General features: G+C 41.6%; 22 protein-coding genes. 7 read left to right on the plus strand and 15 right to left on the minus strand.

The window, feature by feature from the left end:
- Positions 1 to 9 precede the first annotated feature (9 nt).
- The 6 genes from DESYODRAFT_RS15855 to DESYODRAFT_RS15880 all read right to left on the minus strand — a co-directional run bounded on the left by DESYODRAFT_RS15855 (position 10) and on the right by DESYODRAFT_RS15880 (position 8,556).
- Positions 10 to 795 (minus strand): DUF3388 domain-containing protein, encoded by a 786-nt coding sequence (locus tag DESYODRAFT_RS15855; RefSeq protein WP_007784654.1) that lies wholly within the window; start codon positions 793 to 795, stop codon positions 10 to 12.
- Positions 731 to 1,813, minus strand: coding sequence for a tRNA 2-selenouridine(34) synthase MnmH (gene mnmH / locus DESYODRAFT_RS15860; RefSeq protein WP_007784655.1), 1,083 nt, complete (start codon positions 1,811 to 1,813; stop codon positions 731 to 733). The genes DESYODRAFT_RS15855 and mnmH overlap by 65 nt, the downstream gene beginning before the upstream one ends.
- Positions 1,814 to 1,878: 65 nt before the next feature.
- Positions 1,879 to 4,242, minus strand: coding sequence for an FtsK/SpoIIIE family DNA translocase (locus tag DESYODRAFT_RS15865; protein ID WP_007784656.1), 2,364 nt, complete (start codon positions 4,240 to 4,242; stop codon positions 1,879 to 1,881).
- Positions 4,243 to 4,391: 149 nt separating this feature from the next.
- A complete protein-coding gene (locus tag DESYODRAFT_RS15870; protein ID WP_007784657.1) occupies positions 4,392 to 5,087 on the minus strand; it encodes a ClpP family protease in 696 nt (231 codons plus the stop codon).
- Between the two features lie 167 nt (positions 5,088 to 5,254).
- Positions 5,255 to 7,750, minus strand: a complete 2,496-nt coding sequence (locus DESYODRAFT_RS15875) for an HD domain-containing phosphohydrolase (protein WP_007784658.1) — start codon at positions 7,748 to 7,750, stop codon at positions 5,255 to 5,257.
- A 155-nt stretch (positions 7,751 to 7,905) separates the two neighbouring features.
- The gene (locus DESYODRAFT_RS15880) at positions 7,906 to 8,556 is read right to left on the minus strand and encodes a DUF6483 family protein (protein WP_007784659.1); all 651 of its coding nucleotides are present in this window, start codon (positions 8,554 to 8,556) and stop codon (positions 7,906 to 7,908) included.
- Between the two features lie 260 nt (positions 8,557 to 8,816).
- Between DESYODRAFT_RS15880 and DESYODRAFT_RS15885 the strand changes: the two genes are divergently transcribed.
- On the plus strand, positions 8,817 to 9,272 hold the full coding sequence (locus tag DESYODRAFT_RS15885; RefSeq protein WP_007784660.1) for a hypothetical protein: 456 nt from the start codon (positions 8,817 to 8,819) through the stop codon (positions 9,270 to 9,272).
- 89 nt (positions 9,273 to 9,361) lie between these two features.
- Here DESYODRAFT_RS15885 and DESYODRAFT_RS28915 read toward each other — a convergent pair whose 3' ends face one another.
- From DESYODRAFT_RS28915 to DESYODRAFT_RS15900, 3 genes are all read right to left on the minus strand, one after another.
- Positions 9,362 to 9,541, minus strand: a complete 180-nt coding sequence (locus tag DESYODRAFT_RS28915; RefSeq protein WP_207636345.1) for a DUF6897 domain-containing protein — start codon at positions 9,539 to 9,541, stop codon at positions 9,362 to 9,364.
- A gap of 156 nt (positions 9,542 to 9,697) precedes the next feature.
- Positions 9,698 to 10,558 (minus strand): nitroreductase family protein, encoded by an 861-nt coding sequence (locus DESYODRAFT_RS15895; RefSeq protein ID WP_007784662.1) that lies wholly within the window; start codon positions 10,556 to 10,558, stop codon positions 9,698 to 9,700.
- A 529-nt stretch (positions 10,559 to 11,087) separates the two neighbouring features.
- The gene (locus DESYODRAFT_RS15900) at positions 11,088 to 12,731 is read right to left on the minus strand and encodes a gamma-glutamyltransferase family protein (protein WP_282433035.1); all 1,644 of its coding nucleotides are present in this window, start codon (positions 12,729 to 12,731) and stop codon (positions 11,088 to 11,090) included.
- Between the two features lie 256 nt (positions 12,732 to 12,987).
- Between DESYODRAFT_RS15900 and DESYODRAFT_RS15905 the strand changes: the two genes are divergently transcribed.
- Complete coding sequence (locus DESYODRAFT_RS15905; RefSeq protein ID WP_007784665.1) at positions 12,988 to 13,881, plus strand: RluA family pseudouridine synthase; 894 nt, start codon at positions 12,988 to 12,990, stop codon at positions 13,879 to 13,881.
- Between the two features lie 183 nt (positions 13,882 to 14,064).
- Entirely contained in the window at positions 14,065 to 14,823 is a 759-nt protein-coding gene (locus DESYODRAFT_RS15910; protein ID WP_007784667.1) for an SDR family oxidoreductase, read from the plus strand.
- Positions 14,824 to 14,946: 123 nt separating this feature from the next.
- Here DESYODRAFT_RS15910 and DESYODRAFT_RS15915 read toward each other — a convergent pair whose 3' ends face one another.
- Both DESYODRAFT_RS15915 and DESYODRAFT_RS28295 read right to left on the minus strand, forming a co-directional pair.
- The gene (locus tag DESYODRAFT_RS15915; RefSeq protein WP_007784669.1) at positions 14,947 to 15,309 is read right to left on the minus strand and encodes a YccF domain-containing protein; all 363 of its coding nucleotides are present in this window, start codon (positions 15,307 to 15,309) and stop codon (positions 14,947 to 14,949) included.
- Positions 15,310 to 15,322: 13 nt separating this feature from the next.
- The gene (locus tag DESYODRAFT_RS28295) at positions 15,323 to 15,496 is read right to left on the minus strand and encodes a hypothetical protein (RefSeq protein WP_007784670.1); all 174 of its coding nucleotides are present in this window, start codon (positions 15,494 to 15,496) and stop codon (positions 15,323 to 15,325) included.
- A gap of 395 nt (positions 15,497 to 15,891) precedes the next feature.
- On the opposite strand from DESYODRAFT_RS28295, the gene DESYODRAFT_RS15925 reads away from it, so the two are divergent.
- Positions 15,892 to 16,692, plus strand: coding sequence for a DUF3786 domain-containing protein (locus tag DESYODRAFT_RS15925; RefSeq protein ID WP_007784672.1), 801 nt, complete (start codon positions 15,892 to 15,894; stop codon positions 16,690 to 16,692).
- Here DESYODRAFT_RS15925 and DESYODRAFT_RS15930 read toward each other — a convergent pair.
- The 4 genes from DESYODRAFT_RS15930 to DESYODRAFT_RS15945 form a co-directional block, all read right to left on the minus strand.
- Entirely contained in the window at positions 16,689 to 17,867 is a 1,179-nt protein-coding gene (locus tag DESYODRAFT_RS15930) for an amidohydrolase family protein (protein ID WP_007784674.1), read from the minus strand. The genes DESYODRAFT_RS15925 and DESYODRAFT_RS15930 overlap by 4 nt on opposite strands.
- A gap of 208 nt (positions 17,868 to 18,075) precedes the next feature.
- Positions 18,076 to 19,263, minus strand: coding sequence for a pyridoxal phosphate-dependent aminotransferase (locus DESYODRAFT_RS15935; protein WP_007784676.1), 1,188 nt, complete (start codon positions 19,261 to 19,263; stop codon positions 18,076 to 18,078).
- A gap of 328 nt (positions 19,264 to 19,591) precedes the next feature.
- On the minus strand, positions 19,592 to 20,197 hold the full coding sequence (locus DESYODRAFT_RS15940; RefSeq protein WP_007784677.1) for a DUF2238 domain-containing protein: 606 nt from the start codon (positions 20,195 to 20,197) through the stop codon (positions 19,592 to 19,594).
- A gap of 30 nt (positions 20,198 to 20,227) precedes the next feature.
- Positions 20,228 to 21,124, minus strand: a complete 897-nt coding sequence (locus DESYODRAFT_RS15945; protein ID WP_007784679.1) for a glutamate mutase L — start codon at positions 21,122 to 21,124, stop codon at positions 20,228 to 20,230.
- A gap of 203 nt (positions 21,125 to 21,327) precedes the next feature.
- Between DESYODRAFT_RS15945 and DESYODRAFT_RS15950 the strand changes: the two genes are divergently transcribed.
- The 3 genes from DESYODRAFT_RS15950 to DESYODRAFT_RS15960 all read left to right on the plus strand — a co-directional run bounded on the left by DESYODRAFT_RS15950 (position 21,328) and on the right by DESYODRAFT_RS15960 (position 24,702).
- Complete coding sequence (locus tag DESYODRAFT_RS15950; RefSeq protein WP_007784681.1) at positions 21,328 to 21,987, plus strand: C40 family peptidase; 660 nt, start codon at positions 21,328 to 21,330, stop codon at positions 21,985 to 21,987.
- 691 nt (positions 21,988 to 22,678) lie between these two features.
- Complete coding sequence (locus DESYODRAFT_RS15955; protein WP_007784682.1) at positions 22,679 to 23,188, plus strand: RNA polymerase sigma factor; 510 nt, start codon at positions 22,679 to 22,681, stop codon at positions 23,186 to 23,188.
- A 5-nt stretch (positions 23,189 to 23,193) separates the two neighbouring features.
- Entirely contained in the window at positions 23,194 to 24,702 is a 1,509-nt protein-coding gene (locus tag DESYODRAFT_RS15960; protein ID WP_007784683.1) for a LolA family protein, read from the plus strand.
- Positions 24,703 to 24,751 lie beyond the last annotated feature (49 nt).

Consider the following 24,751-nt stretch of genomic DNA (forward strand, 5'->3'; position numbering starts at 1 on the left):
CTATCTCTGTTAACTCATATCGAATGCTGTGAAACTCATAGAGATATCCTCTAAACGAATCACATCTTCTTCATGATGGCGGATTTCAATAATAAAATCAAAGTCAACTTCAAAACGCCCATCCCGCATAAAAATGTCCGGATGTTCGATAAGTTTAATCGTCGGCATTTGCAGGGTCTTCTCTATTAAGGACCAATGTGCATCATTTCCGCGCGTAGTACTTGTAATACCATCAATCAGAAAAATACTGTTCTTGGCTTCATCAAGTAATAACTCGGTTCGTAATGCTTGACGAATGATTGTCGAAGACAATAATATCCACCGTTTATTGGCATACACACAGGCTGCTATAGCTGCTTCTGTTTTACCAACACGAGGCATACCCCTTATCCCAATGACATGATTTCCGCCTTCTAATAAAGTATCTCCTAAAAAGTCAACCAGCACACCTAATTCTTCACGAACAAAGCGATAAGTTGGCGGATTAGTTTCCGCCATACCCAAACGCTTTCCATGACGCAGGGCAATCCGGTCTAATAAGGTGGGCTGTCGAAAGGCCGTCACTTTAATAGCTTCTACTTCATTAAGCACTTCATATAAAGCTTTTAATTTCCTCTGCGAATGAGTCTCTAATAGAAGCCCCCGGCTAATATCTTCGATCCCGGTAACTGTTAGAATATTAATACCCAGCATTCCAATCAAGGTTGAGACAGCGCCAAGTAATCCCGGTTTATTTTGCTGAATATCGTACTCTAGATACAGAAGATTTTCCGCCTTGTTGGGCCACCTTCTCATCAAGATAGCACTCCAACTCCCTTAGCGCCTTCACCGGCTCTTCATAGTTTATATAAAACGCATAGTCGGAACTTGGTTCATTTGGATAAGCATAAAGTTTGTCATAATAGTCCACCAGTAATTGCTCCGTAAACTCTTCCAGACAATTCGATTCCAATAACGTCCGTAATTCTTGGACTTTCACATGCCCCAATGTTTTTATCAGCCTCTCCAAGGCCACACTAATTTCCTGAAAGGCATCAGGCACAGAAGTATACTCATTGATAAGTCGTTGAACCCGATTTTTTATGGAATCATATTGGAGGATTTGAATTCCCTCTTGCATCGCTGAAAAGAAACTGGGCGGCAAGGTTACTCTTCCGATTCGTTTACTCTCACACTCTACAATAATATAAGAAAATTCTCCAAGAGTTGCAAGTTCCTCAAACAATAATCCTTCAAATTTTTTTTGGGACGGCGGATTCCCTAAACCCATGGCCCCAAAAACAGATCCCCGGTTATTGGCAAGCTTCTCCAGATCTATGGCCGGATACCCTTCAGCCCTTAAACGGCGCAAAAACTCAGTTTTTCCAACTCCCGTATTTCCCCGGAGCACTACAACCTGAAACGGAAGTTTCTTTTGAAAAAACTCAACGACTTGACTGCGATAGGCTTTATATCCTCCCTGCAAACGGTAAATAGGAATACCCATCAAATCGGCTACCGTCGCCAGAGATTTGCTCCGCATGCCGCCTCTCCAGCAAAAAAGAACCAGTGGACCTTTTTTCGCAAGTTCTTCTACCTGTTTGACCAGGCCGGAAAGTTTCGGACTAATTATACTTAAACCAAGTTCCCGGGCCAAACCGGGTGAAGCTTGTGTGTATGTCGTACCAATTTCAGCACGTTCTTGATTATTAAAAAGAGGCAGATTCACGGCACCGGGAATGGTTGCTTCAGCGTATTCCCCCTCAGAACGCACATCAATCAGAATCGGCTTGTCTAAAGTCTGAAGTTCTTCTACATTGATCTCCTTAATCATCCTTAATTCCTTCCAGTTCGATATACTACTAATGTTATCATAAATCCTTCGCAAGGAATATGCAACTAGTGTACAGCTTCATCCATCCATTGGCCATATTTTAATTCAAACTGACCTCTGGTCATCAGCACCTCTCTGGGCTTGGAGCCTTCGTATCCACCGACAACCCCTTTAGTTTCAAGAAAGTCCATCAACCGGGCGGCTCTTGTATACCCAATGCGCAAACGGCGTTGTAAAAGAGAGACAGAAGCTGTTCCGCCTTCAATGAAAAGCTGGGCAGCCTGATAAAAGAGTTCATCTTCCATCTCTTCCTTTTTAATATCCCCCAGATCCAGGTTAGGTATTTCCTGATATTCCGGCTTAGCTTGGTTTTGCAGGAAGGACACAACATTTTCTACTTCCTTATCTCCTAAATAACACCCCTGGACACGAAGGGGTTTGCTTGACCCCATGGGGTAATAAAGCATGTCCCCCCGGCCTAAAAGTTTTTCCGCACCGTTCATATCCAGAATCGTTCTGGAATCTGTTTGAGAGGAAACTGCAAAAGCAATACGCGAAGGAATGTTTGCTTTAATAAGGCCTGTAATCACATCAACGGACGGACGCTGAGTCGCAACAATTAAGTGAATACCTGCCGCACGTGCCATTTGGGCTAAACGGCAAATCGCATCCTCTACATCACCCGGCGCAACCATCATTAGATCCGCTAATTCATCAATAATCACTACCACATAGGGCAGCGGCGGATGCTCATCGAGCTTATCCTGAATGCGCAGAAAGTTATAACGAACGATATCTCTAACTCCGGCAGCAGCAAATAGTTCATAGCGGGTCTCCATTTCAGTCACGATCCACTTCAAAGCACCCGCCGCCTTCCTGGAGTCCGTGACAACCGGAGCAATCAAATGAGGTATTCCGTTATAGTTCGCCAGTTCAACCATCTTAGGATCCACTAACAGAAACTTTACTTCATCGGGACGGGCATTAAACAATATACTGTGAATCAAGGTATTGATACATACGGATTTTCCGGAGCCTGTTGCCCCCGCGATCAGAAGATGGGGCATCTTTGTCAAGTCCGCAACAACCGGGGTTCCTGTAATATCTTTGCCCAGACATAAAGCCAATTTACTGGGAGTACCTTGATATTCCGGCGTTTCAAGAACTTCCCGGAAATGCACCATTGAGATTTCTTTGTTCGGCACCTCAATCCCTACCACGGATTTCCCGGGGATAGGCGCTTCGATACGCACATCGGCAGAAGCTAAACTTAAAGCGATATCATCGGCTAAATTTGTTATCTTACTCACTTTCACGCCTGGTGCAGGCTGTGCTTCATATCGTGTAATAGCAGGGCCTTGTGTGACCTGAGTCACTTTTATCTTCACTCCGAAACTGCCCAAGGTTTCCTCAAGGATCTTTACATTGTCAGCTAAATCCTTATTAAGCCTCGGATTTTTTATTTTCAGAGCTTTATTTAACAACGCAACTTGAGGAAGCTGAAAATTCCCATCTTCCCGGGTCTGACGGGAAACTGGAGTACTTGTCACTTTCCCGGGAGGCATAATCGTATTTTCGAGCACTGTATTGGACATTTTCTCAAAACCGATCTGTCCTTTGGGGGGGATGTTCGTTTCTTGAAGCTCATTATGATCTTCAAGAGTCTTGATAACCAGCGGTCGTTCCGCTACATCCGGGTCGAGGGCTCGTGTGCTGCTTTTTACTGTATTGCTCTTTTTGGTCTGTATTTTTGTATCTGCTTTTAAATCCGCTTGCGTACCTGAGCCTTTGTTATGAGAGTCCTCAGGGTCTGAATTCTTGAGGACATCGATAAAATCGCCCATTTGGTGCTTCATCCATTGCCCTGATTCTTTCCCAACCTGACCTACTTCTTGAACTCCTTTGATCAACGAACGATTGGTAATCAGCAATGCCCCCATAAGGGCAGCCATAATTAGGACAACATAGCTTCCTGTAATACCGATGGTTGTTTTTAAAAGGATTGCAACACCGGCACCTATAAGTCCGCCGCCATGCCCTAATATACCTTCATCAACCATTTCCGCACTGGAAAAAGCCTCTATATCCGGCAACTGAAGGTGGAGAATCCCGAGAAAAACAAGCCAGAGAAGGATTATTCCACCGGCTTTAGATCCAACACGAAGGGTTTGCTTGTTCATAAACGCAAGTCCCCAGGCCCCTGCCATGAGAGGAATACTGACTCGTCCGCTTCCTGCAAGCACTGTTAAAAGGTGTTTGATTTGCCCGCCAACCACGCCAATTTTATCTGAGAAAAGCGTGACCAATCCCAAGCAAGCCATCCCCACAATAAAAACTCCGATCACTTCATTGCGTATTGTCTCTGTTAAGGAAGTTACTCTCATATTCACCTGCTTGTTAACCGTGCGGCGTTTTTTTGCCTTCGCCAAGAACCAATCCTCCAAACATAAAAAATTAATGGGGCTCTCAAAAGTTGTCCACACTATATATAAATTCCACACCTTGAGTGCATATTCCTGTTTTGTTCCGAAAAATACGTTAAAAAGCAGCTTTCGCTGCTTTTCCCGTTGCTAAAACTTCACTCTTCAGATTTCGAAGCAATCAAATCATTGAGTTCTTTAAAGGCTTCCCTGACTCCTCCAACGGCTTGTATCAACCCAGCTTTCACTGCTTCATTTCCAATTAGGATGGTTCCAATATCTTGGGCTAATTCTCCTGTAGTAAACATGAACTGTTCTAATCTTTCTGGAGTAATTTCTGAATGAGAATAAATGAATTGATTAATCCGTTCTTGCATTTTACGTAAATAATCAAACTGCTGATGTCCATTAATCACTAATCCAGTATACCGGATCGGGTGAACAGTCATGGTCCCTGTCGGGGCAATAAAGCTTTTTGTACAACTTACAGCAATAGGAATTCCAATACTATGCCCGCCGCCAAGAACTAAGGATACAGAAGGCTTGCTTAAACTGCTGAGCATTTCAGCAATTGCTAATCCCGCTTCTACATCACCGCCCGCAGTATTTAAGATCACCAGAATTCCTTCAGTATTTGGGTTTTGCTCAACTGCCAATAGTTGAGGGATGATATGCTCATATTTAGTCGTCTTGGATTGGGCGGGTAAGATTTGATGCCCCTCGATTTGCCCAATGATCGGTAAACAATAGATTCGCTCTGTTGCACTGGGGATTTGAATCTGTCCTAATTCTTTCAAATTGGATAAAGCAATATTCTTATCTTCCTCAGGTGAAGCCGTTTCATTAGAAAGCACCCGTGAAACCCCCTTCTCTAAGTCAAGAACCCCTCTTCGCTGTCCACTACCTAATCTCAAATCAAGGTATCGGATATTATGAGTAGTTCTCTGTTATTATGGAGGTTTATTGCCGAAATCATACCTTTCTGTTAAAGATCCAAAGTCCCGAAATCAATTGAACCGGTTTATCCGGCCTGACTGTCATTTACAGCAGGTTTGTTTAATACGGCCTCAACAAATACCTTTAAAATTTCCAAGTCGAACTGGATACCTGCATTTTTTTGTAGTTCTTCAAGAGCAGTCTCTTCCGGCAACGCACTGCGATAACTCCTTTCACTAGTCATTGCATCATAGGCATCAGCTATAGCTATGATTCTCGCTTGCAGCGGTATTGCTTCCCCCTTTAAGCCTTTCGGATAACCCATACCATTCCATTTTTCATGATGACACAAAACGTATTCCGCTATTTCTGACATATCATTGACGGTACTAAGTATTCTGTAACCTATCTCCGGATGCCGCTTTATTTCTTCCCATTCATCCTCCGTTAATTTTCCCGGCTTATTTAAAGTGGTCTCCTCTATGGCAATTTTCCCTATATCATGAAGCAGCCCGACTGTTTCAAGCTCCTCAATATCCCCTTCCGGTAAACCAAGAGCTTTCCCAATAGTTTTGCATAATCCCGAAACTCTGTAAGAGTGCTGTTCTTCTCGTTTATTTTTTTCGTGAAGAGTACTAATGATGGCCTTAATGGTCTTTCCTCTCATGCTTGGACTTTCAAAGAGCTTTTTCTTATACATTCGATCTTCAGCCTTTTTAAATATTTCCAAAATATTCTCTTGCGGATCATGCTTAGTTTCCCAACCAAAGGAAATAGATAGTTCTATCGGGCTTACTTTTTCTAATTTGGAGTAGCCTTTGATACGTTTAACGACCTGCTCTGTTTCTTTATTGCCTGTCTTAGGTAACAGGATAACAAATTCATCCCCCCCAAGCCTTGCAATAATATCACCTGACCGGCAGCCTTTTGCCAGAGTTGAACCTACTTTCTGCAAGAGTTTATCCCCCATAGTATGGCCAAATGAATCATTGATAAGCTTTAACCCGTTCACATCAGCCATAACTATGGTTAGCGGAAGATTCCCCGCTGCATCCAGCCGCTTTAATTCCTCTTCAAAGAACCTTCTATTATATAACCCTGTCAGTACGTCATTGTAGCTTAAATACTCAAGCTCCTTTTCCAATTGTTTATGCTCACTAACATCTCTTAACAATCCATGAAAAACTTGTTTGCCATGGAGTAGAATAGAAGTCAACATGATTTCAACCGGAAACTCAAGACCATTCTCTTTCTTATGCCACCATTCGAATTTTACTTCACCTGTGGTCTCGGCCTGCTTATTGATAACCCGGGCTTTTTCTTGGGAGAGAACCCCATCAGGTTGATGTTCCGGCGAAAGCTCCCAGAGATGTTTCCCGATGATTATTTCTTTAGAAGCAAATCCTAATAATTTGATGGTAGCTGGATTACAATCGATAATCTTATTTCCTTCCATTATTAGAATTGAATCCGACGAACCCTCAAACAGCTTTCTAAAAGTGTATTCACTAGCCACTACTTGTTGGACGTAAGCTTGGAGTTCTTCATTTTTTCTCCGCAAATCATACATTAATCTAATATCTTGAATAACAAGAATGACACCAAGGAGATCGTGCAGTTTATCATCAATGATTTGCTTGTAGGAAATATTAACTGGAATTCTCCCGCCGCTTTTCTGCAATAGATTTATATCATTAAATTTACTGCTTTCTTTCAACGAGTTTAATAAAATTTGTCTTCTTTTCTCTTCAAGAATTACATCAATATCCTGGTTTATCAGTTCATCTTCTCTAAATTCCAGTAAACTCAAAGTATGTTTAGATATCTTAATAATCTTACCTTCTGAATTTAACAATATGACCATATCCATAATTTCTTTAACAACTTCTTCAAATATGAATCGTTCCGGTAACCTTAAAAACTTATATTTAGTAATCACTCTATAAGTCCCTAAAATCATAATAATGGAATATAATTGCCCCATTAGTGGAAATTGAATTCCTGCAACGACCGGGAGTATGGTTTGAGTCAACAGATTTAAACTAAAAGGAATCCCGCTGCAGGCAACTAATATAAAGGATTGCTTTTTAATTCTGACATTATTACTTTTTAAACCCCAAAAGAGCAAGGTCAGTATACTGATTAATAAGAACGAAAAATTATATAGGAAATTTCCTATATAAAAAGTATGGGTAATAAATTCTGAAGTCTCAATGCCTTCCCCAAACAAAAAAATTGCCATGTAAAAGAAAATTCCTGCTGGCAAAAATATCAAAACCCTGACAACTCGATTATTTACAATTGAACTCTCCGTTATTAAAAGAACTAAAAACAGGGTTAGAGCACTGAAACTGCACCACCCCAGAGCCGATATCTTGTTCCACAAGGAAAAGCTGATTTTATCCTGGGCAATATAGGCGAAAGAATAAGCAAAGGACCATATGGCGTAACTAGTACATAAAAGTAAAAATACTTTATGAACCATCGATTTTGGGTTTTGGGTGAAGGTATAAATACCAATGTATGCATACACAACAACAGAAACTAATGATACTGCCGAAAACAAACTCTCTGTATCCATTTCCTCTCTCAACCTCAAATATTTTAGAATATCTCCAGATTATATTGATGCCCCTTAAATAGCAAGGGGTACTTTCTGCTTTGTAAGCCTCTTTTGGAAAGCTTCCATCATACTGATGCAAGCACTCCAATCAGGTATGATAACCAGGGTTTAATTTAATGGTTCAGTAAGTTTCGATATACGTTTAAGCCCTCGATCACCTCATCCAAGGGTAAATTTCCGCTTTCTAACTCTTCTTGTGTCTTCATCCTAAGCCTTTCATAAAAGGCGAAACCTTCATCGACTATTTCGTCCTTATTTGTCTTTATCATGTTGAAGAGTACATCTTCCGCCTTGTCGTACCGACCATTAAATTCATAATACCGAAAGATTAATAGATTACTTTCCTTCGGAAGCTTGTATTGTTTTATGACATTGATAATTTCATGAATGGCTTGGGATTTATTTTGGGTGGTATCTGATCTTTGATCTAAAGATACTTCAATAAAGATATTGAGACTTTTAAGATATAAAGCAAAACTTCTGGCCGTATCATCTTCAGAGACCTCTGCACTAAGCTTCAACATTTCAGCAAGTGCAAAACACTTTTCGGTATTGATCTCTTTGCCGCCACTAATTATACTGATCAAATCTCTATGCGAAAGCTTGAGTATTGTGTGCTCACTCATACCCGTTAAATCATAAATTGCTCCATTAAGCATTTGTTGACATTCTTCAATTTTGGTCTTGGATTTTGAGCTAAGAAGTGTGGCCACAGCCAACGTTAATTGTTTAATCATCTTAATAATATAATCTTTTTGATACATATTACCTCCACAGCCCGCTCTCTGTTTGATAGGTAAAGCATTATGATTTTATTATACCATGGATAGCCTGGGATACATGCTAACTTCTAAGATGCTCATAGGGTTGTGGCATTCCCTAATTTCATGTACAAGCATTCCAAAGCGCCTGGCTTGGCTCATACTACGGCTAACCTTAAGCCGTAAATATGACCATTGTTCAAATTAAATAAAATCATTATTGAAAGGTTATTCTAACACCATCACTAAAAAGGAGCTACGAGATGGCGATAAAATATATTCCTTTCTTCTACACGTTGATTTTTAGTATGATTCTTGTTTCGGTAGTACCCAAAGCAGAAATTCGCAGACTCTCAATTTACGGAATTATCTTCGGAGCAATATTTGATGTAATACTTGTAACTATTGCAAATATTACCGGATCATTTACATACATCAATTATGAGCCATTTGGACTTATGGGCATACATTTTCTTGCCCCAATTAGTTGGGCCATCTTCTTTATATTATATTTCTATTTCTTGCCCGACAAGCGATATTATATTTATCTTTACATTATTTCAGGGATATTTTACAGTATAATGTTCTGCCAAATGATTACGAAGCTTGGTGTTTTGAAACTTTCCCATGGAATAATAGACTCCATCATACCCTTTGTTTTTTGGTTTCCTTTAGCTACCTGGGGCTATTTTAGGTTAAGAGAACGATTTGAGAATTGAACTACGTGTATGGCTGAACGTAAAGAGACTACCTCGTTAGAGATAGTCTCTCGCTTGTTACCTGACGATATGATAGTCAAACTTTTTCCTTATTCCTCTTTTATGCTTTGAATAAATTCCCCATTAATAAGTTCATTACCCTTTTTTGTTTCTACTTCAAGCCAGTTTTCATTGACTTCAATAATAATTCCCCTGACATTAGTTCCAAAAGTCCCTGTAGTTATTAAGCATTTCTTGCCGATATATTTTTTTAGGAGATCGTTTGTCATCTTTGCAACACCTTTCCGTTTCCTGACTTTTAAGAGTACCGCCTTATGTACTGCACGTTGCTGAGGCAGAATGATAACAAAAATAATGAACAGTGGTAAATAGATTGCAATCCACGACCCTGTGTTCAATCGACCCCATCCTTCATAAAGAATTTATTAAATCCCTTCAGACCAGCTTACAACATACTCGGTGTCTTGAGGTGTACTTATCTCGGGATCACTAATCAGCCATTTCCCATCAATGCCCAGTTCTTTAGCTGTCATTTCAAAATGACACATAGCAATTCCCATATCTACTCTTTGCAAATCATAGGCTAAAAACTTCGCATATCCCTTTGTGTGCTGGAGATAGAAATGAATCTGATTAGAATCCTTCACAATCCGCCAAGGTTGCTTGTTAGATGCAGAAGGCGCAAGCCGAATCATTTCCAAAGGAGTTTCGTAACTCCCTGCCTCTGGCTCAGCTAAAGGCTGGCCAAACTTCCTAAGGAAGAAAAGCTCCTCCCATCTTTTTCTGTTATTTGATCCGGCAGTAAATCTCATAGCAGAATCAATCAGACTCTTTCTGCTACTGGGATACCCGATCGGTGAGATACAGGGCAATATCTCATAATCCTTTTGCCCAATTGCTTTAGCAAATTCACTTTTCTTAAAAGTTCCCCCAAGCCAACATGTGCCTAACCCTAAAGATGTTGCATATAAAATTACTTTTTCTAAAGAATATCCCAAATCCTCTAAATCTCTGTGAGCTTTTTTGACTACCCCAACAATATAGGCCGAGGCACCCCTTATCACTCCATATGTCCCAAGCCTGGCATTCGATCCTTTACGAGCATGATCGCTTTCTATCAGTTTAAATCTCACAGAGCTTCCAAATGGACCGCTCGAATTCTGAATAAATCCACTCAATTTTTCGTTTATCTCAAGCGTCAGAGGTTGGTCTGAATAAGTTCGGATAGATATTCTCTTTCTGATTATTTCAGTTACCGGCATACCGAATAATTGCGAATCTGTCACCTTAACTCCCCCAAGATTTTAATCTTAAAATCCTAACAACTATTATTACAAGCTTATTTTATTGCTTACACTCATTATAACAAAACATGAATATTTAAGGTCAATTCACTAAAAAAATAGACCCCGGACTAATACCGAAGTCGTCTAGATAGATATAAATCATCTGCATTTTAAGATTGGAACTAAGATATTGGAGTAATTGTCTTTTTCTCGGACTTCTTCTTCATTTTTTCCTTGTTCTTAGGATTTTTGTCTCCCACAAAAACACCTCCAATCACTTATTACCCCTAGTATTGCAGAAACGGCATTATTCCATACACAGTAATCCATATCCAACCCGCCTATAGCAAAGGCCCTGCCTCTGGCTCCACGTAATTCCGTTTAATCGGTTTTAGCCTGTGCTTAGAGATTAAGCCGGTGCCAGACGGCCATGCTTATTCCAAAATCCCAAACGTTTGGGATTTTGGAATAAGCATGGCCGCTATATGGACCAGCAAGTGAAAGGGTGCCCCCTATTATCCCCCCTAAATTACCACATAGCAATGTGCCCATCGGCTCTTGGCTCAGTGCCGCCGACTAATATTCCCTCTTTATTTCTCCAAATGATTTGCCCCCGTCCAAAGCCAGCCGTATTTACCGACCATCTGATATCATGTCCCCTGCGAATAAGTTCTTCTGCAACCTGATTTGAGAAAGCGTGTTCAATCTCGACCGTTTTTCCATTAATCCATTGCCACCGGGGTGCATCTAGGGATGCTTGAGGATTTAAATGATAATCGAGAGTGTTCATAATAACCTGAACATGTCCTTGAGGTTGCATAAATGCACCCATAACTCCAAAGGGGCCAATTGGAAGGTGCCCCTTAGTTAAGAAACCTGGAATAATAGTATGATATGGCTTTTTACCGGGTTCAAGACAATTAGCATGGCTGGGATCAAGGGAAAAATTATTCCCGCGGTTATGAAGGCAAATCCCTGTTCCTGGGACGACTAAGCCGGAGCCAAAGTCCAAATAATTGCTCTGAATAAAGGAAACCATATTTCCCTCACTATCTGCTGCTGCCAAATAGACAGTTCCCCCTTTATGAGGGTTACCCGGTTCAGGCTGTAACGCTTTTTCTCCAATGAGTTTCCGGCGTTCCATGGCATATCCATCAGAAAGGAGATCTTCAATCCTTAATGTCATCCGGGAGGGGTCGGCTATGTACTTTTTCCCGTCAGCAAAAGCCAGCTTCAGAGCCTCTATTTGGCGATGATAGGAATCTGCGCTCTCTTTTATCCCGAAGTCAAACCCTTTCAGAATATTTAAGGCCAGCAAAGCCACCAGTCCATGTCCATTGGGAGGAATCTCCCAGACCTCATAACCACGATAATTAATAGAGATCGGAGTTACCCATTCCGGCTTGTAAGCCGCTAAATCTTCTTTTCTCAAGAAACCACCATATCGTTGAGAAAAATGATCGATCTGGTCAGCAATAGCACCACAATAAAACGAGTGCGCCTGTGTTTCCGCTATCGATTGTAATGTGCGGGCATGATCAGCTGAACTCCAAATCTCTCCAATTTTCGGAGTACGTCCTTGCGGTGCAAATGTCTTAAACCAGTTTTGATATTGTTCTTCTTTAAGATCTTGTGCGTAGCGCTGGAAAGCGATCTCCCAATTCCTTCCGACCGTCGGAGAAATGGGAAAACCTTGTTGGGCATAGGTTATGGCTGGTGCCATTGTTTCGGTCAGAGGCAGTTTACCAAAACGGGAGGATAATTCTGCCCAGGCGGCAGGGGCGCCTGGAACGGTGACCGGAAACCATCCATAGGCGGGCATTTCTTGATACCCGGCTTTTTCTAGGGCTTGCAATGTGAGTAACTGCGGCGCGGGACCGCTGGCATTAAGACCATAAAGTTGACCCTTTGACCAGACTAAGGCAAATGCATCCCCGCCGATACCATTCGAGGTCGGTTCAACGACCGTCAGACATACTGCTGCGGCAATTGCAGCATCTATTGCATTTCCTCCTTTTCTTAAGACAGCCAATCCAGCTTCTGCTGCAAGGGGCTGAGAAGTGGCCACCATACCGTTTTTGGCATATACGGTCATTCGGCGTGATGGATAAGGATTATGAAGTGTGTCAATATTTAGCATTTGCAGGTATTCTCCTTTTACGAGATATTTCATGAATTCTACTTCTATATAATTAATAACTACAACAGGGTAAATAAATACTTCCTGTAGTCTTAATACCAAGACGACCTCTAAATGCACCGATTATATCACTAATATCCTGCCTGAATAAATATGAAGTTTTTGTATGATAATATGGCCAAAATATGTTAGTGTAAAGGGAAGTGGTTTTCATCATTACTGCGGACGATATTAGAACTAAACTATAAAGAAATGTTGTGTTGAGCTTGAATAGAATGGAACTAGAACTATGAAATCATATAATAGCTATTCGATTGCTGAGGAACATCAAGGCTTTACCGTGGAAGTCTACTTAAAACAGGTTCTTAATTATTCAGGAAGGAAAATACAGAAGCTGACTCGGCAAAAAGGAATTTTACTTAACAAAAAGAAGGTTTTCTTGCAGCGAAAAATTAAATCCGGAGATATTTTGCGGGTAGCGACCCTCGAGGATTTTTCCTACGGGGTTGAACCAGAACAAGGGCCATTAGAAATATTGTATGAAGATGACTATCTTATCGTATTGAATAAGCCAACTGGTCTATTAGTACACCCGGCCGGTCAAACCTCACGGGGTACCTTAAGTAACTACCTCGCCTATTATTATCAAGAGCAGAATGCAATTAACACAGTTCGTCCAATACACCGCCTCGACAGAGAAACTTCGGGATGTATTGTTTTCGCCAAAGACAGCCATACCCAAGCCCTATTAGATAAATCTCTAAAAATTAGAAGCCTGAAGCGCACTTACAGAGCCGTGGTAAATGGAATTGTGAATCCTCCGCTCGGAACAATCAATGCGCCGATCGGCCCACATCCTACTAAACCGAATCGCCGCGCAGTTAACCAAAAAGGGGACCCGGCAATAACTCATTACAAAACACTTCAAAGCTTTTCTGAAGCTTCCTTGTTGGAACTAACCTTAGACACTGGCAGGACTCATCAGATCCGTGTTCATTTAGCATATTTGGGACATCCCATTATCGGAGACAGGATGTACGGGAAAGGCTCAGCTCTCATAACAGGTCAAGCTTTACATGCCTTCTCTTTACGCTTCCCACATCCCGTTGAGCAGGGTGAGATTATGGTTGAAGCATCGTATCCAACAAATTTTTTACGAGTTCTGGAGAATTACTCAACTTAAAGCGCTTCGGGGGATCACTTTCGCGTGAAGGACTGGTAAATAAGAGTTCATCACCATGAATTTCTTACTTAACTGGTATGGAAATATACTTAACCTTTTGCCTATTGCATATACTAGTCAGAATTATTATGATATTCAAATAAACCCATTGAACACTGTTGATTTATCAAAAGGAGGTAAATTATGAAACTTCAAGGAAAAGTAGCCGTCATCACAGGCGCTGCATCTGGTATGGGAAAAGCAATTGCCCTGGTTTACGCCCAAGAAGGTGCCAAAGTAGTCGTATCGGATATAAATTTTGAAGGAGCAAATCAAACGGTTTCTGAGATTGTCTCCAATGGCGGTATGGCAACTGCCGTAGCGACTAATGTAACCAAAGAAGACGATGTTCAGAATCTGATTGATACTGCAGTCAAGGTTTATGGAACTTTAGATATTCTCGTCAACAATGCCGGGGTTATGGATAATTTTTATCCTGCTGCAGAGGTAACGGATGAACTTTGGGAACGAACCTTTGCCATTAATACGACTGGCCCAATGCGCACCATTAGAAAAGCACTTCCCATTTTCATTGAAAAGGGAAGTGGAGTCATCGTAAATGTTGCTTCCGCAGGAGGTTTATTTGGTTCGAGAGCGGGCGCGGCATACACATCTTCAAAACATGCTGTTGTGGGACTGACTAAAAATGTAGGCTTTCAATATGCTCCTTTAGGAATTCGTTGTAATGCAATTGCTCCGGGGGGAGTTAACACGAATATTGGTGCTACTATAAGCGCTCCCAATGAGTTTGGTATGGCAAGAGCCATGGCCGGAATAAATCTAAATCCCCGCATGGGTGAGTCAGAAGAAATCGCTAGAGTTGCACTATTCTTAGCCTCCGATGATTCAAGTTTTGTGAACGGAACCGTAATTACAGCCGATGCAGGCTGGACGGCCTATTAATCTAATCTTGTAGTTTAGCCGATTGCTAAAATCCTATAGCATGTTTAGTCAAAGCTTAATCTCGTATTTGCAGGAAAAAGTGTAAGCATTTGAACAATACACCACTGAGAACTAATGTTATGTCTAGAGTATTTTGGCCCCAAAAGGTATGAGCCCCAGTTTCGCAAATTTAAAATGCTGCAACCCAAATGGTATGCCGATAATTGTTATACAAAATATTGCACCTATCACAAGATGGGCGATAGCAAATTCCCAACCAAAAACAACCAGCCAGATGATATTAAAAATTAGCCCTCCCGCTCCGAAGTGTCCAAGCTCTATTTCTTTTCCAAAAGGCCACAATACAAACATGGAAATCTTGAAACATTGAAGACCAAATGGTATGCCGATGAATGTTAAACACAATAATAAGCCTGCTAAAAACCAAATAATTGCTGCAATAATACCCCCAAATAATAACCAGATTAAATTACCGATAAGGTTCATAGCCTACCTCCCTCTAATTTGGCAGCACCGTCTGGAGTATAGGTAATCCATAATAAACAAGTATAATGATAACAGCTATAGTAATGGCCAATTTGAACAATTTTTTAAGGATAAAACCTACTGCCAGAATCCCTAAACCCCCCATCAATACAGCTTGTAACCCCAGCCCTCCAAAAAAATTCTCCATAAGTAACATCTCTCCTTCTACACATATTCCCGGCAAACATTATAATTCTTCAGAATGACAATATTTCAGGGATAACGTGCTAATTACATTTTACTTATTATCATAACACGCGCTTACAAAAGAAGAAATAACCATTACTCCCAGAATACTTCCTTTACTGGATAACCTGATCAGAATCCAACTTTAGGCCTGACCGAGTCACTTAAAAACACCGCAGCCAGCTTGCGGTGTTTTTTATGGTGGAAGAACCAAAAATCCTATTCGTTGCCATGTTATCTCTTGAAGTGTCACTTAACTTGCTGAAGGAAATTATGATTTGTCATAGAATATTCTTTATACAAGAATTATGCAGTTTCTGTTTAAAAAGGTAAATCCTATCTGAAAGGGGTAATACCATGTCAAAACTCGATAATCCCATTGAACTCTATAAGTTGCTCCCCAAATCAAATTGCAGACAGTGCGGGCAAGCCACCTGCTTAGCCTTTGCCGCTGAGGTAATTAAAGGGCAGAAGCGTCTCAATCAATGCCCCCATCTGGAAAACAATATCCTTGAGGAACTTGACGGAAAAATAATCAAACAAGCGACTCCCGAAGATCAACTTAAGCAAGCCCTTGAGCCTTTGAAAAAGGAAATTCTTAAAATAAATTTTGCTGAGTCAGTCAAACGATTAGAGGCCAAACTTACTGACGATAAGCTGACCATTAAGTGTCTTGGCAAGAACTTCACCGTCGATCCAAAGGGAACTATTGTCTCAGACTGTCACATCAATGTCTGGGTGAGTGTCCCTTTACTAAATTATATTATTTACAGTGCAGGGAACGATCCTTCCGGCAAATGGGTCCCTTTCAGGGAACTAAGCAGTCAAACCGTATGGAATTCGTTTTTTGAACAGAGATTTGAAAAACCTTTAAAACAACTTGTGGATAGTTATCCTGATCTGATTGAGGATTTGATTGTAATTTTTAACGGAAAACCAGTTGAAACCAGCTTCTCCTCCGATATTTCCCTTGTCTTGCATCCCCTCCCCAAGGTTCCGATGCTCATTTGTTATAAAAAACCGGAAGAAGATCTGGAATCTAAGCTTAATGTTTTCTTCGATGCGACAGCGGAGGACAACCTTAAGATTGATTCAATCTATAGGCTTTGCGTTGGACTTTTGGTGATGTTTCAAAAGATCACTTCCAGGCACATTTAAGCCAAACCTTTACCTAAGTTATTAACCAGTTGTAATAGATTCATAGGCGTTCCAATTTCTAACCTGCCCAGTTCAGGCCTGCCCAGGATTCGAGCGTTTTCATGCGTCGCCATCCCATAGACCTCCCGCCTGGGAATTCCGGCTTGAACCATCCACTCAAACTCATCATACAAGCTTTCAGCATGGGGTACCCGATACGCACCGGCATCTGTCCCTATACCCAGCCGGACATGTAAACCATAAGCTTCCTGGATCTTAGATAGTTGTGATTCCAGAATACGTTTTAAGGTATCAATCTCCTGAGAGGAGTAACGATCGGCTGGATATTTCAGAATATTGCCGATTGGTGCTACCGTTGGAACCCAGGCAATGTTTTTTTCTTTCATTAATTCAAGCTGCTTAGTCCTTATGTAATATCCATGTTCAACCGAATCCACACCCGCAGCAATTGCTGCAGAAATCCCCTCTTCCCCACTGGCATGGGCCATAACAAGTATGCCTCGTTCATGAGCGGACTTGACCAACTCACTTAATTCCTCAACCATCCATTGAGTTGGGCCGACTCTCTGAAAATCATCAAACCGAATCAATCCCGTCACGATAACTTTGAGTTGATCCAGGCCTTGCCTAAAGAAGTCGCTCTCCTTTTCCCGCCACTCTAAGAGATCCTTGAAGCCACGCCCCAGAAAACGTCCATACATTCCCGCCCGGTTCACAGCTTCGTGTACAGATACGACAGCAGGTCCGGACCAGACTCCTTCATTCACCCTATTTTTCGCCTTCCAGGAAAATCCCGGTAAGTCACCGCCGTCACGAACAGCCACAATCCCCATTTCAAGATACCGCTGTAAAAACCTTTTGACCTTATCCTCGATTAATAAAGGCTGAGCCCAATTTTCCAAACACTGATAAAAGTCAAGACTGTCTAAAGCCAGATGCACATGGGCATCTGAAAATCCGGGCATCAGAAAATAGGAATCCCAACGCAGCGCTTTTTCAGGATAATCCTCTAAATGATTTAAGGGCTCCAATGAGCTGACCTTACCATCCTTCCACTGTAAACGTACGGGCTGAGAACACAAATCTTGTTCAGAACTCCAATACCCGGCGATAATTCCTTCTCCCGTACTGGGAATTTCAAAGATTTTCTGTTCTGCACTACACGAAATATGCATTAACTCATTTAACTCCTCTCTGTTTCCGCCATTTTCCTATGGTCATTTCTATAGAAAAATCCCCGTAGTTTGGTTCTCAGATAGCACAAGCAATTAAACACCCCTTCACTTATAAGAGCAAGAAGCACCCATAGCACAAGGGTTTAGCTTCTTGCTCTCATTCGTGTACCTAGAAACATATTATAGCTAAGCGTAAATACTGCACTTCTTATTTCTTCAGTTCTTCAATTAATGCCTTAAAGCCCGGTAATGCTTTCTCAATGGTAGTATAAGCAACACAATAGGCAATACGAACATAACCTGGGCAGCCAAATGCACTGCCTGGAACGATAAGAATATTTTTCTTATTAGCCAAACTGCAGAACTCAGCATCATTCTCAATGGGGGATTTAACAAACATGTAAAATGCCCCTTCAGGCTTAATGCATTCGTAACCATAGGCTAAGAGTTCATTGTAAAATAATTCCCGATTCCTGTTATAGGCCTCAAGATTCACCTTGGCATCTAAGCACTTGGCAATGACGCGCTGAAATAATGATGGGGCATTGACAAACCCTAGAATGCGATTGGCAATATTAGCGGCCGAAATGATATTTTCAAAATCAGCAGCCTGATCAGAAATCACTAAATAGCCTATTCTTTCTCCCGGTAAGGAAAGAGATTTGCTGAAGGAGTAGCCAATAATCGTGTTTGCATAATACTTCGAAAGATAGGGCACTTCAGCATTATCATAGGCAAGTTCCCGATATGGCTCGTCGGAAACGATATAAATATCTGTTCCAAATTCTTTTTGCTTCTCTCTCAGTATTTCCGAGAGCTTGATAATGGTATCTTCCGAATAGATGACACCTGTTGGGTTATTGGGGGAATTAATAATAACCACTTTAGTTTTAGAGGTGATTTTCTCTTTGAATTCCGTAAGATTAGGCTGGAAATCAATGGTATTAGGGGATATTACGACTAACTCTGCCCCATAATTTTTAACATAGCTTCTATATTCTCCGAAAAAAGGAGCAAAGGTAATGACCTCGTCCATTGGGTTAAGTAAGGTTTTAAAAATAACGTTTAAACCGCCGGCGGCACCAACCGTCATAATAATATTTTTTTGAGTAAATGCGGTGCCAAATTTCTGATTGATCGATTTAGCAATCACTTCTCTCACATCTTCAAAGCCGGAATTATTCATATACCCGTGAATACCCATACTATTTTCATCATTGACGATTTCCAAAATTGCCTTTTTTACTTCTTCGGGCGGTTCAACATTGGGGTTTCCCAGGCTAAAATCAAAGACATTTTCCGCACCATGAATTCCTGCCAGCCGTTTTCCTTCCTCAAACATAGCTCGAATAACAGAACTGTTTTGTACTTGCTCCTGCATTTTTTGGGATATCATTAATGATCATACCTTTCTTTTTAGCTTTACTTAACAATGGGATGTACTGAACCTTGTACATTACTGGAACGCTGCGATTAAGCCTGATTTACCAGCATGTTGCAATGGATGCCCATATGTAATGGATGATAGAGTCTGTCCGGTTCCAGAGCGAGAAATCGAGCATCAGGAAGGTTGTCCACATGCGTTGTCCTATATTAGGCACTTTTCATCTTACATAGTATTATAACATAATTCAGGTGACTTTCTTAGTATTGAAGTTACCGCTTATATAACATGGATTTCCTATTGCTCCATTTAAAAAAGTGCACCCTTTAGATCGCCGCCCCTAAGGATAAAATTTCTTCGGTTTTATAAAGCAATAGTAACCTATGACCGATGTAGTAAAAGCCGCCAGGATTTTTACAATCAGATCTGTAGCGGTGTCCTCAAGTCCGCCCTTAATCATGTTTGTTTTAAGCAGATAATCCCCCGTGAACTCAAACACTTCCCATAATGTGCCTAAAGCAATGGAAAAGCTAAATGCGAAAATTACTGCAAAAAAGCCGAATCGCTTGGTTGTCGTTTCTCTTTCCTTTATAATAATCCCTTTGATTATATGTAAGGCAGTTATAACCGCATAACTTCCAAATATAGCGTGAAGAAGTAAATCCCACCACCAAAGCATATGATAAAAGTTCCGAATTTCCCCCAAGTACTGGGCGAGAAAAATAAATACTAAGGCCATTATCTGAAAGCCGGAAGGTAGAACGACCATCTTCATGTCAGCAATACGAGTGATTATAAAAGGAAGCATAAGGCAGACCATAGCGAGCATGGTCAAAGCTACATTCTTCCATTCTCCCGATACAGTACTAAGGATGGCCGTAACCACTAGAATCAACTCAAACAACAATGCCAGTCCAACTGATAGCTTATTGTACTGATTCGTCATTTATGCAACTCCCTTTGAGATGGTCAGCCTCTAATTCTCCACTCCAAATGATTCGCGCAACAGCTGCCAGGCACCTGCCCGAAAACCCATTGCTAACGCTCCCAAGGGAGCCATTATGCAGTCTTTATCTAACAACATTGCTATGCCCTCTTGTGAAAAAGCACCACCAGCAATCCCCTTAATACTTTCTCTCATAATATCCAGGCCATTGGGCAGCTGAGTGAGCGCCAGACCTGTTCCGACAATCCACCTAATCCGGAAATCCTCTCCTGCGATACTGGCCAATTGATCACTCGCCCCATTTAAAATTCTTAATCGTTCACTGTGTCGCTGCAACGCATTAGACACAGCCGCTGCAGCCAGCTCCGAACTAAGGGCTATCTCTTCTGCTGTCTCTGGTTTGGGTTTTAAAAATTTTTCCCAATCCCGCCCGTGATGCTCCATAATTTTCTTTGCACCGATGAGTTCTACTAAGGCCGTAGCCTGCTTAGCCACTCCGAGATCTTCTTCAATGGTATGCTGAGCCTGTCGTTTCGAAGTTACCGAATATACTGCCGACGCTGCACTTCCAATATCAAACACCAGCACATCACCCACTTCTTCATAAATCAGTTGGGCTGCCTGCATAATAGCTTCCGAAGTAGTCAGGATCTTGCCCTTCAACACAATTTCTCCCTCTTGAATAGCGCTCTCAATGGGCAATGAACTCGTAACATAAAAGGGCGTATCTCTCAATGAACCAAGCGGCCCAATCTCTTGCTCTAAATCTGTTACGGCCATTTTTATTCCCATCCCGATATCTCCATTACCTGCTGTCGCCGGAGAAATCCCCTGGCCAAGTAACTTGGGATTCTCAGTAGCCAAATCACCAAAGGCATTGACGACCGTTGTCTCATTTCCAATTTCTGCAACTAAAACCTTTTGCATAGTACCTCTCCCTCACTTTGACTTTTCAGGTAATCATATCGTGCCCCGAAACTGAAAAAGCTTGCAGTCATCTTGTGCAAAATTCCTCAGGCGGATATAAATGGCAGCAAAACCAACAACTTGTACTATATTTTTATGTAGTCAGCATGTATACTTCACTACGAGGCCTTGAAGGTAGCAAGCACAGGAAAGGGGTAGTTTAAGTGAAAAAAAGCATTATCCTAATGGCCTTAATAGTCCTTACGTTTTTCGCCTCAGCTTCCGTGACCCAAGCTGCAACATTAAAGGTCGGATCAGCTGGTTCAGAAATCCGCCTGTTGCAATCAGAACTCCAAGCCATGAATTATGATGTGGGCCCGGTCGACGGCATTTTTGGAACTAGAACCAAAGCTGCTGTAATAGCGTTTCAACGTGATAACAATCTAGTAGCAGATGGAATTGTCGGGCCACAAACTCAAGCGGCTTTAAAGAAATCAACGGTTTCACCTTCATCCCGGGAAAAAACTCAGCAAATAATCAGTACTGCCAAGAGTTTTTTAGGCGTTCCCTATAAATGGGGAGGAACCACTCCGGCAGGATTTGACTGCTCAGGATTTACACGTTATGTTTTTGCCAGCCAAAGTATTGATTTGCCGCGTGTCAGTGCTGATCAATACAAAGTTGGAACCCCGGTAAGTTTTAACAATCTCATCCCCGGTGATTTAGTTTTCTTTAACCTTACCTCAGGAACAAACGTTAGCCATGTCGGTATCTATCTCGGAAACAATGAATTTATCAGTGCAACGAGCAGTAAGGGAATTGCTGTCTACAGCTTTACTCCCTATTGGACCAAGGCCTATGTAGGGGCCAAACGTGTCTATTAGTTCTAACTTGAATTTAATCCGGAAGGTAACCTTACCCATTACAAAGAGGCTGTGCGAAACCATAATTCTCAAACTTCAAAGTAATTACAGGTAACAAGAGGCGTTCTTCTCTCACGCTAAACGTGGGATAAGGACGCCTTTCTTTCAGGATTATTCAGACCTTTCCAATGTCACTTATAAAATTCAACGTTATCTTTGGCTAACTTCTCTTCCCAATCCATCATTATTTTTTGTGACTATTCAGGTACTCAGTTAATCAACCACAGATTACACAGATTACACAGATTAGCACAGATTTAAAAAATACATTTTTAGCTCTAAACTACCTATCGCTTGTAACGCAATTGATATTCACCAAAGTTGATAAAAGGCCGATTTAATCCTGTAGCTTTGCGATAATTGATAATTATCGCTTCTTCATTGACTCCCATCTCCGCCATTTTTCTATACGTAATCCTTCTTAATCTGTGAAATCTGTGTTAATCTGTGGTTCCCCGTTCAGAATTCAAGAGTTTCCAACACCTCGATCGTGAAGCTTCTTGGTTCAAGCATCCTGATCAAATCCGGGATTGTTTGATTTATCCAAGAAACGAACATACTACGATGATTATATTAATCTCAATTTAGTTTTTATAAATTTGCCGTGACGTTTTAATCTCTTAGCCGTTTTAGTTAATGAGGAGGTGAAAAAGTGACCACGAAGAAAAGCTCATTTAATGAATATGGGATGGAAACCTGGTACCAACAAACAGTTAAGAAACTATATAGTTTCACATACTCTCTTCTTCAGAACCGGGAAGAGGCGGAAGATATCACTCAAGAAACCTATTTTCGCTGCCTGAGGAGAGATACCAAGAGTTTTCCGCCCTATCCCTATCTAAAAAAGGTTGCCCGCAATCTAATTTACGACCGGTATCGCCATTGGCAGAAAATCGGCAGCCAGATGGACGATCACTCTCTGACCGAAGATGTTTCTGCCACCGAAGAAAATTGGGAGACTCGAGCCTTAGTACAGGAACTCATGAACCAACTTCCGGAGCAATATAGGCAGGTTTTAGAACTCCGCATTATTGAAGGATATTCGCGCAAAGAAACAGCGGAACGAATGGAACGCAGTGAGGATGCCATTCGTGGTTTACAGTATAGAGCGCTTCAAGCTTTACGTGATTTATTTAAAGCCGCAGACGGGAATGGAGGATAAAAACTATGAAAACAAAGGACACCTTCGCTCAAAGTTCTCCGGAGCAAGAATTAGACGATTTTATTGATGCTCTGAATCTGGAACTAAGGCCTAAGGAAAGCACCCATGACGATGTCGCGGAACTGCAGTCCCTAACGAGAAACATTAAAAACCTGCGTCCGGCTGCAGAACCTCGTGAACAGTTCACTCGCCAATTACAGGAAAACCTCAGAAAAACAAACAAGCCTCAGAAAAAATTCTTACCCTGGGGTGCGCTCGTAGCCAGTATCTTAGTTGTTATTTTCTTAATATCCCCCTGGTCTCATTCGAACAAAGATCTTGTCTTGGCAATGGAACAGGAAGTAAAACAGCTTCAAAACTATCATGGAATTCTTGAAAAGGTCAGTACAAATGCAGCCGGCGAAACTCAGCTCATCCAGCGGACTGAGATTTGGTCTGAGGGAAATAAATATGCTACCCAAAGCGAAGATAACATAATAACGGTCAACAACGGAGAACAGCGTTGGAAGACTCAGGCTAATAATCAAGAAATCACTTTACTGCCTATCTATCTTGACCCACATGATTTCGATTTAAAGAAAGAAGCAGCCAGAGCACAACAATATCCCCACAAAATCGCAGGTACAGACACCGTTGCAGGTCGTGCCGCTACCCGTCTGGAAATAGCTCCTCCCGGCGGTTTGACCTACTATTTGTGGATTGATAAAGAAACACATTTGCCAATCCAGCTTCAAACCGCTATGCAAAAATCCCTGCGCACGACTTATACATTTGTGACTCTGGAAACAAATGTTCAAGTTCCTAATTCAACCTTCAACTATAATCTGCCGGAGGGATATCGAATCATTGACCAGAATCCTGATAAGCCCGCAGCTGACTTAGAGGAAGCAGTCGCCTTGAGTAACCTCTCTCCGCTCCAGCCCTCAGATAAACCTCTGCGCTTCTTTGCCTCCCCTAACCGAATCGTCCTTGACTTCGATGATACAATTGTTATCGAGTCTAAAGCAACGACCCCCTTTATTCTCTCCCCTCTGGCAACCCTTGGGCAGATAGAAGGAAGCCCCTTGGAAATTTTGCCGGATAGCCTTCGCTGGCAGCAAAACGGACTGGAAATAAACATTCAAGGACAACGAACTGAGGAACTGGCCAAACAATTAGCCAAAACTATTGTTATCCCCCAACCCGGCCAAGTCCTTCCGGATCAACCCTCAGTTAAAGTAGAGATCGACATGGAGGTCGTTAAAAACAATCAACAACAAGTTGATGCCGGAAGCAGCCCTTGGCAGCTCGACCCTGTACAGGTGGCCTTCACCTTTGCCGCACTGCAGATATCCCCGGAAGGAATCCAAGGTGAACCTCCCCTTGATTTCAATTCTCTCAAAATAACCTCAAATACAGGTACAGATGCCAGGATTGAACTATCTGAAGGTCCTGTCAAAACGGTTTATTTGAAACGATTAATCCGTCAGGACCAAAGCGGCATTTGGACAGTTACAGGCTATGACCCCAGGTAAAAAAACTTTCTAATAGTATAAAAAAAGGGGCCCCGGAAAGGATTTCCGG

It is taken from the genome of Desulfosporosinus youngiae DSM 17734 (assembly GCF_000244895.1).
GTDB lineage: Bacteria > Bacillota > Desulfitobacteriia > Desulfitobacteriales > Desulfitobacteriaceae > Desulfosporosinus > Desulfosporosinus youngiae.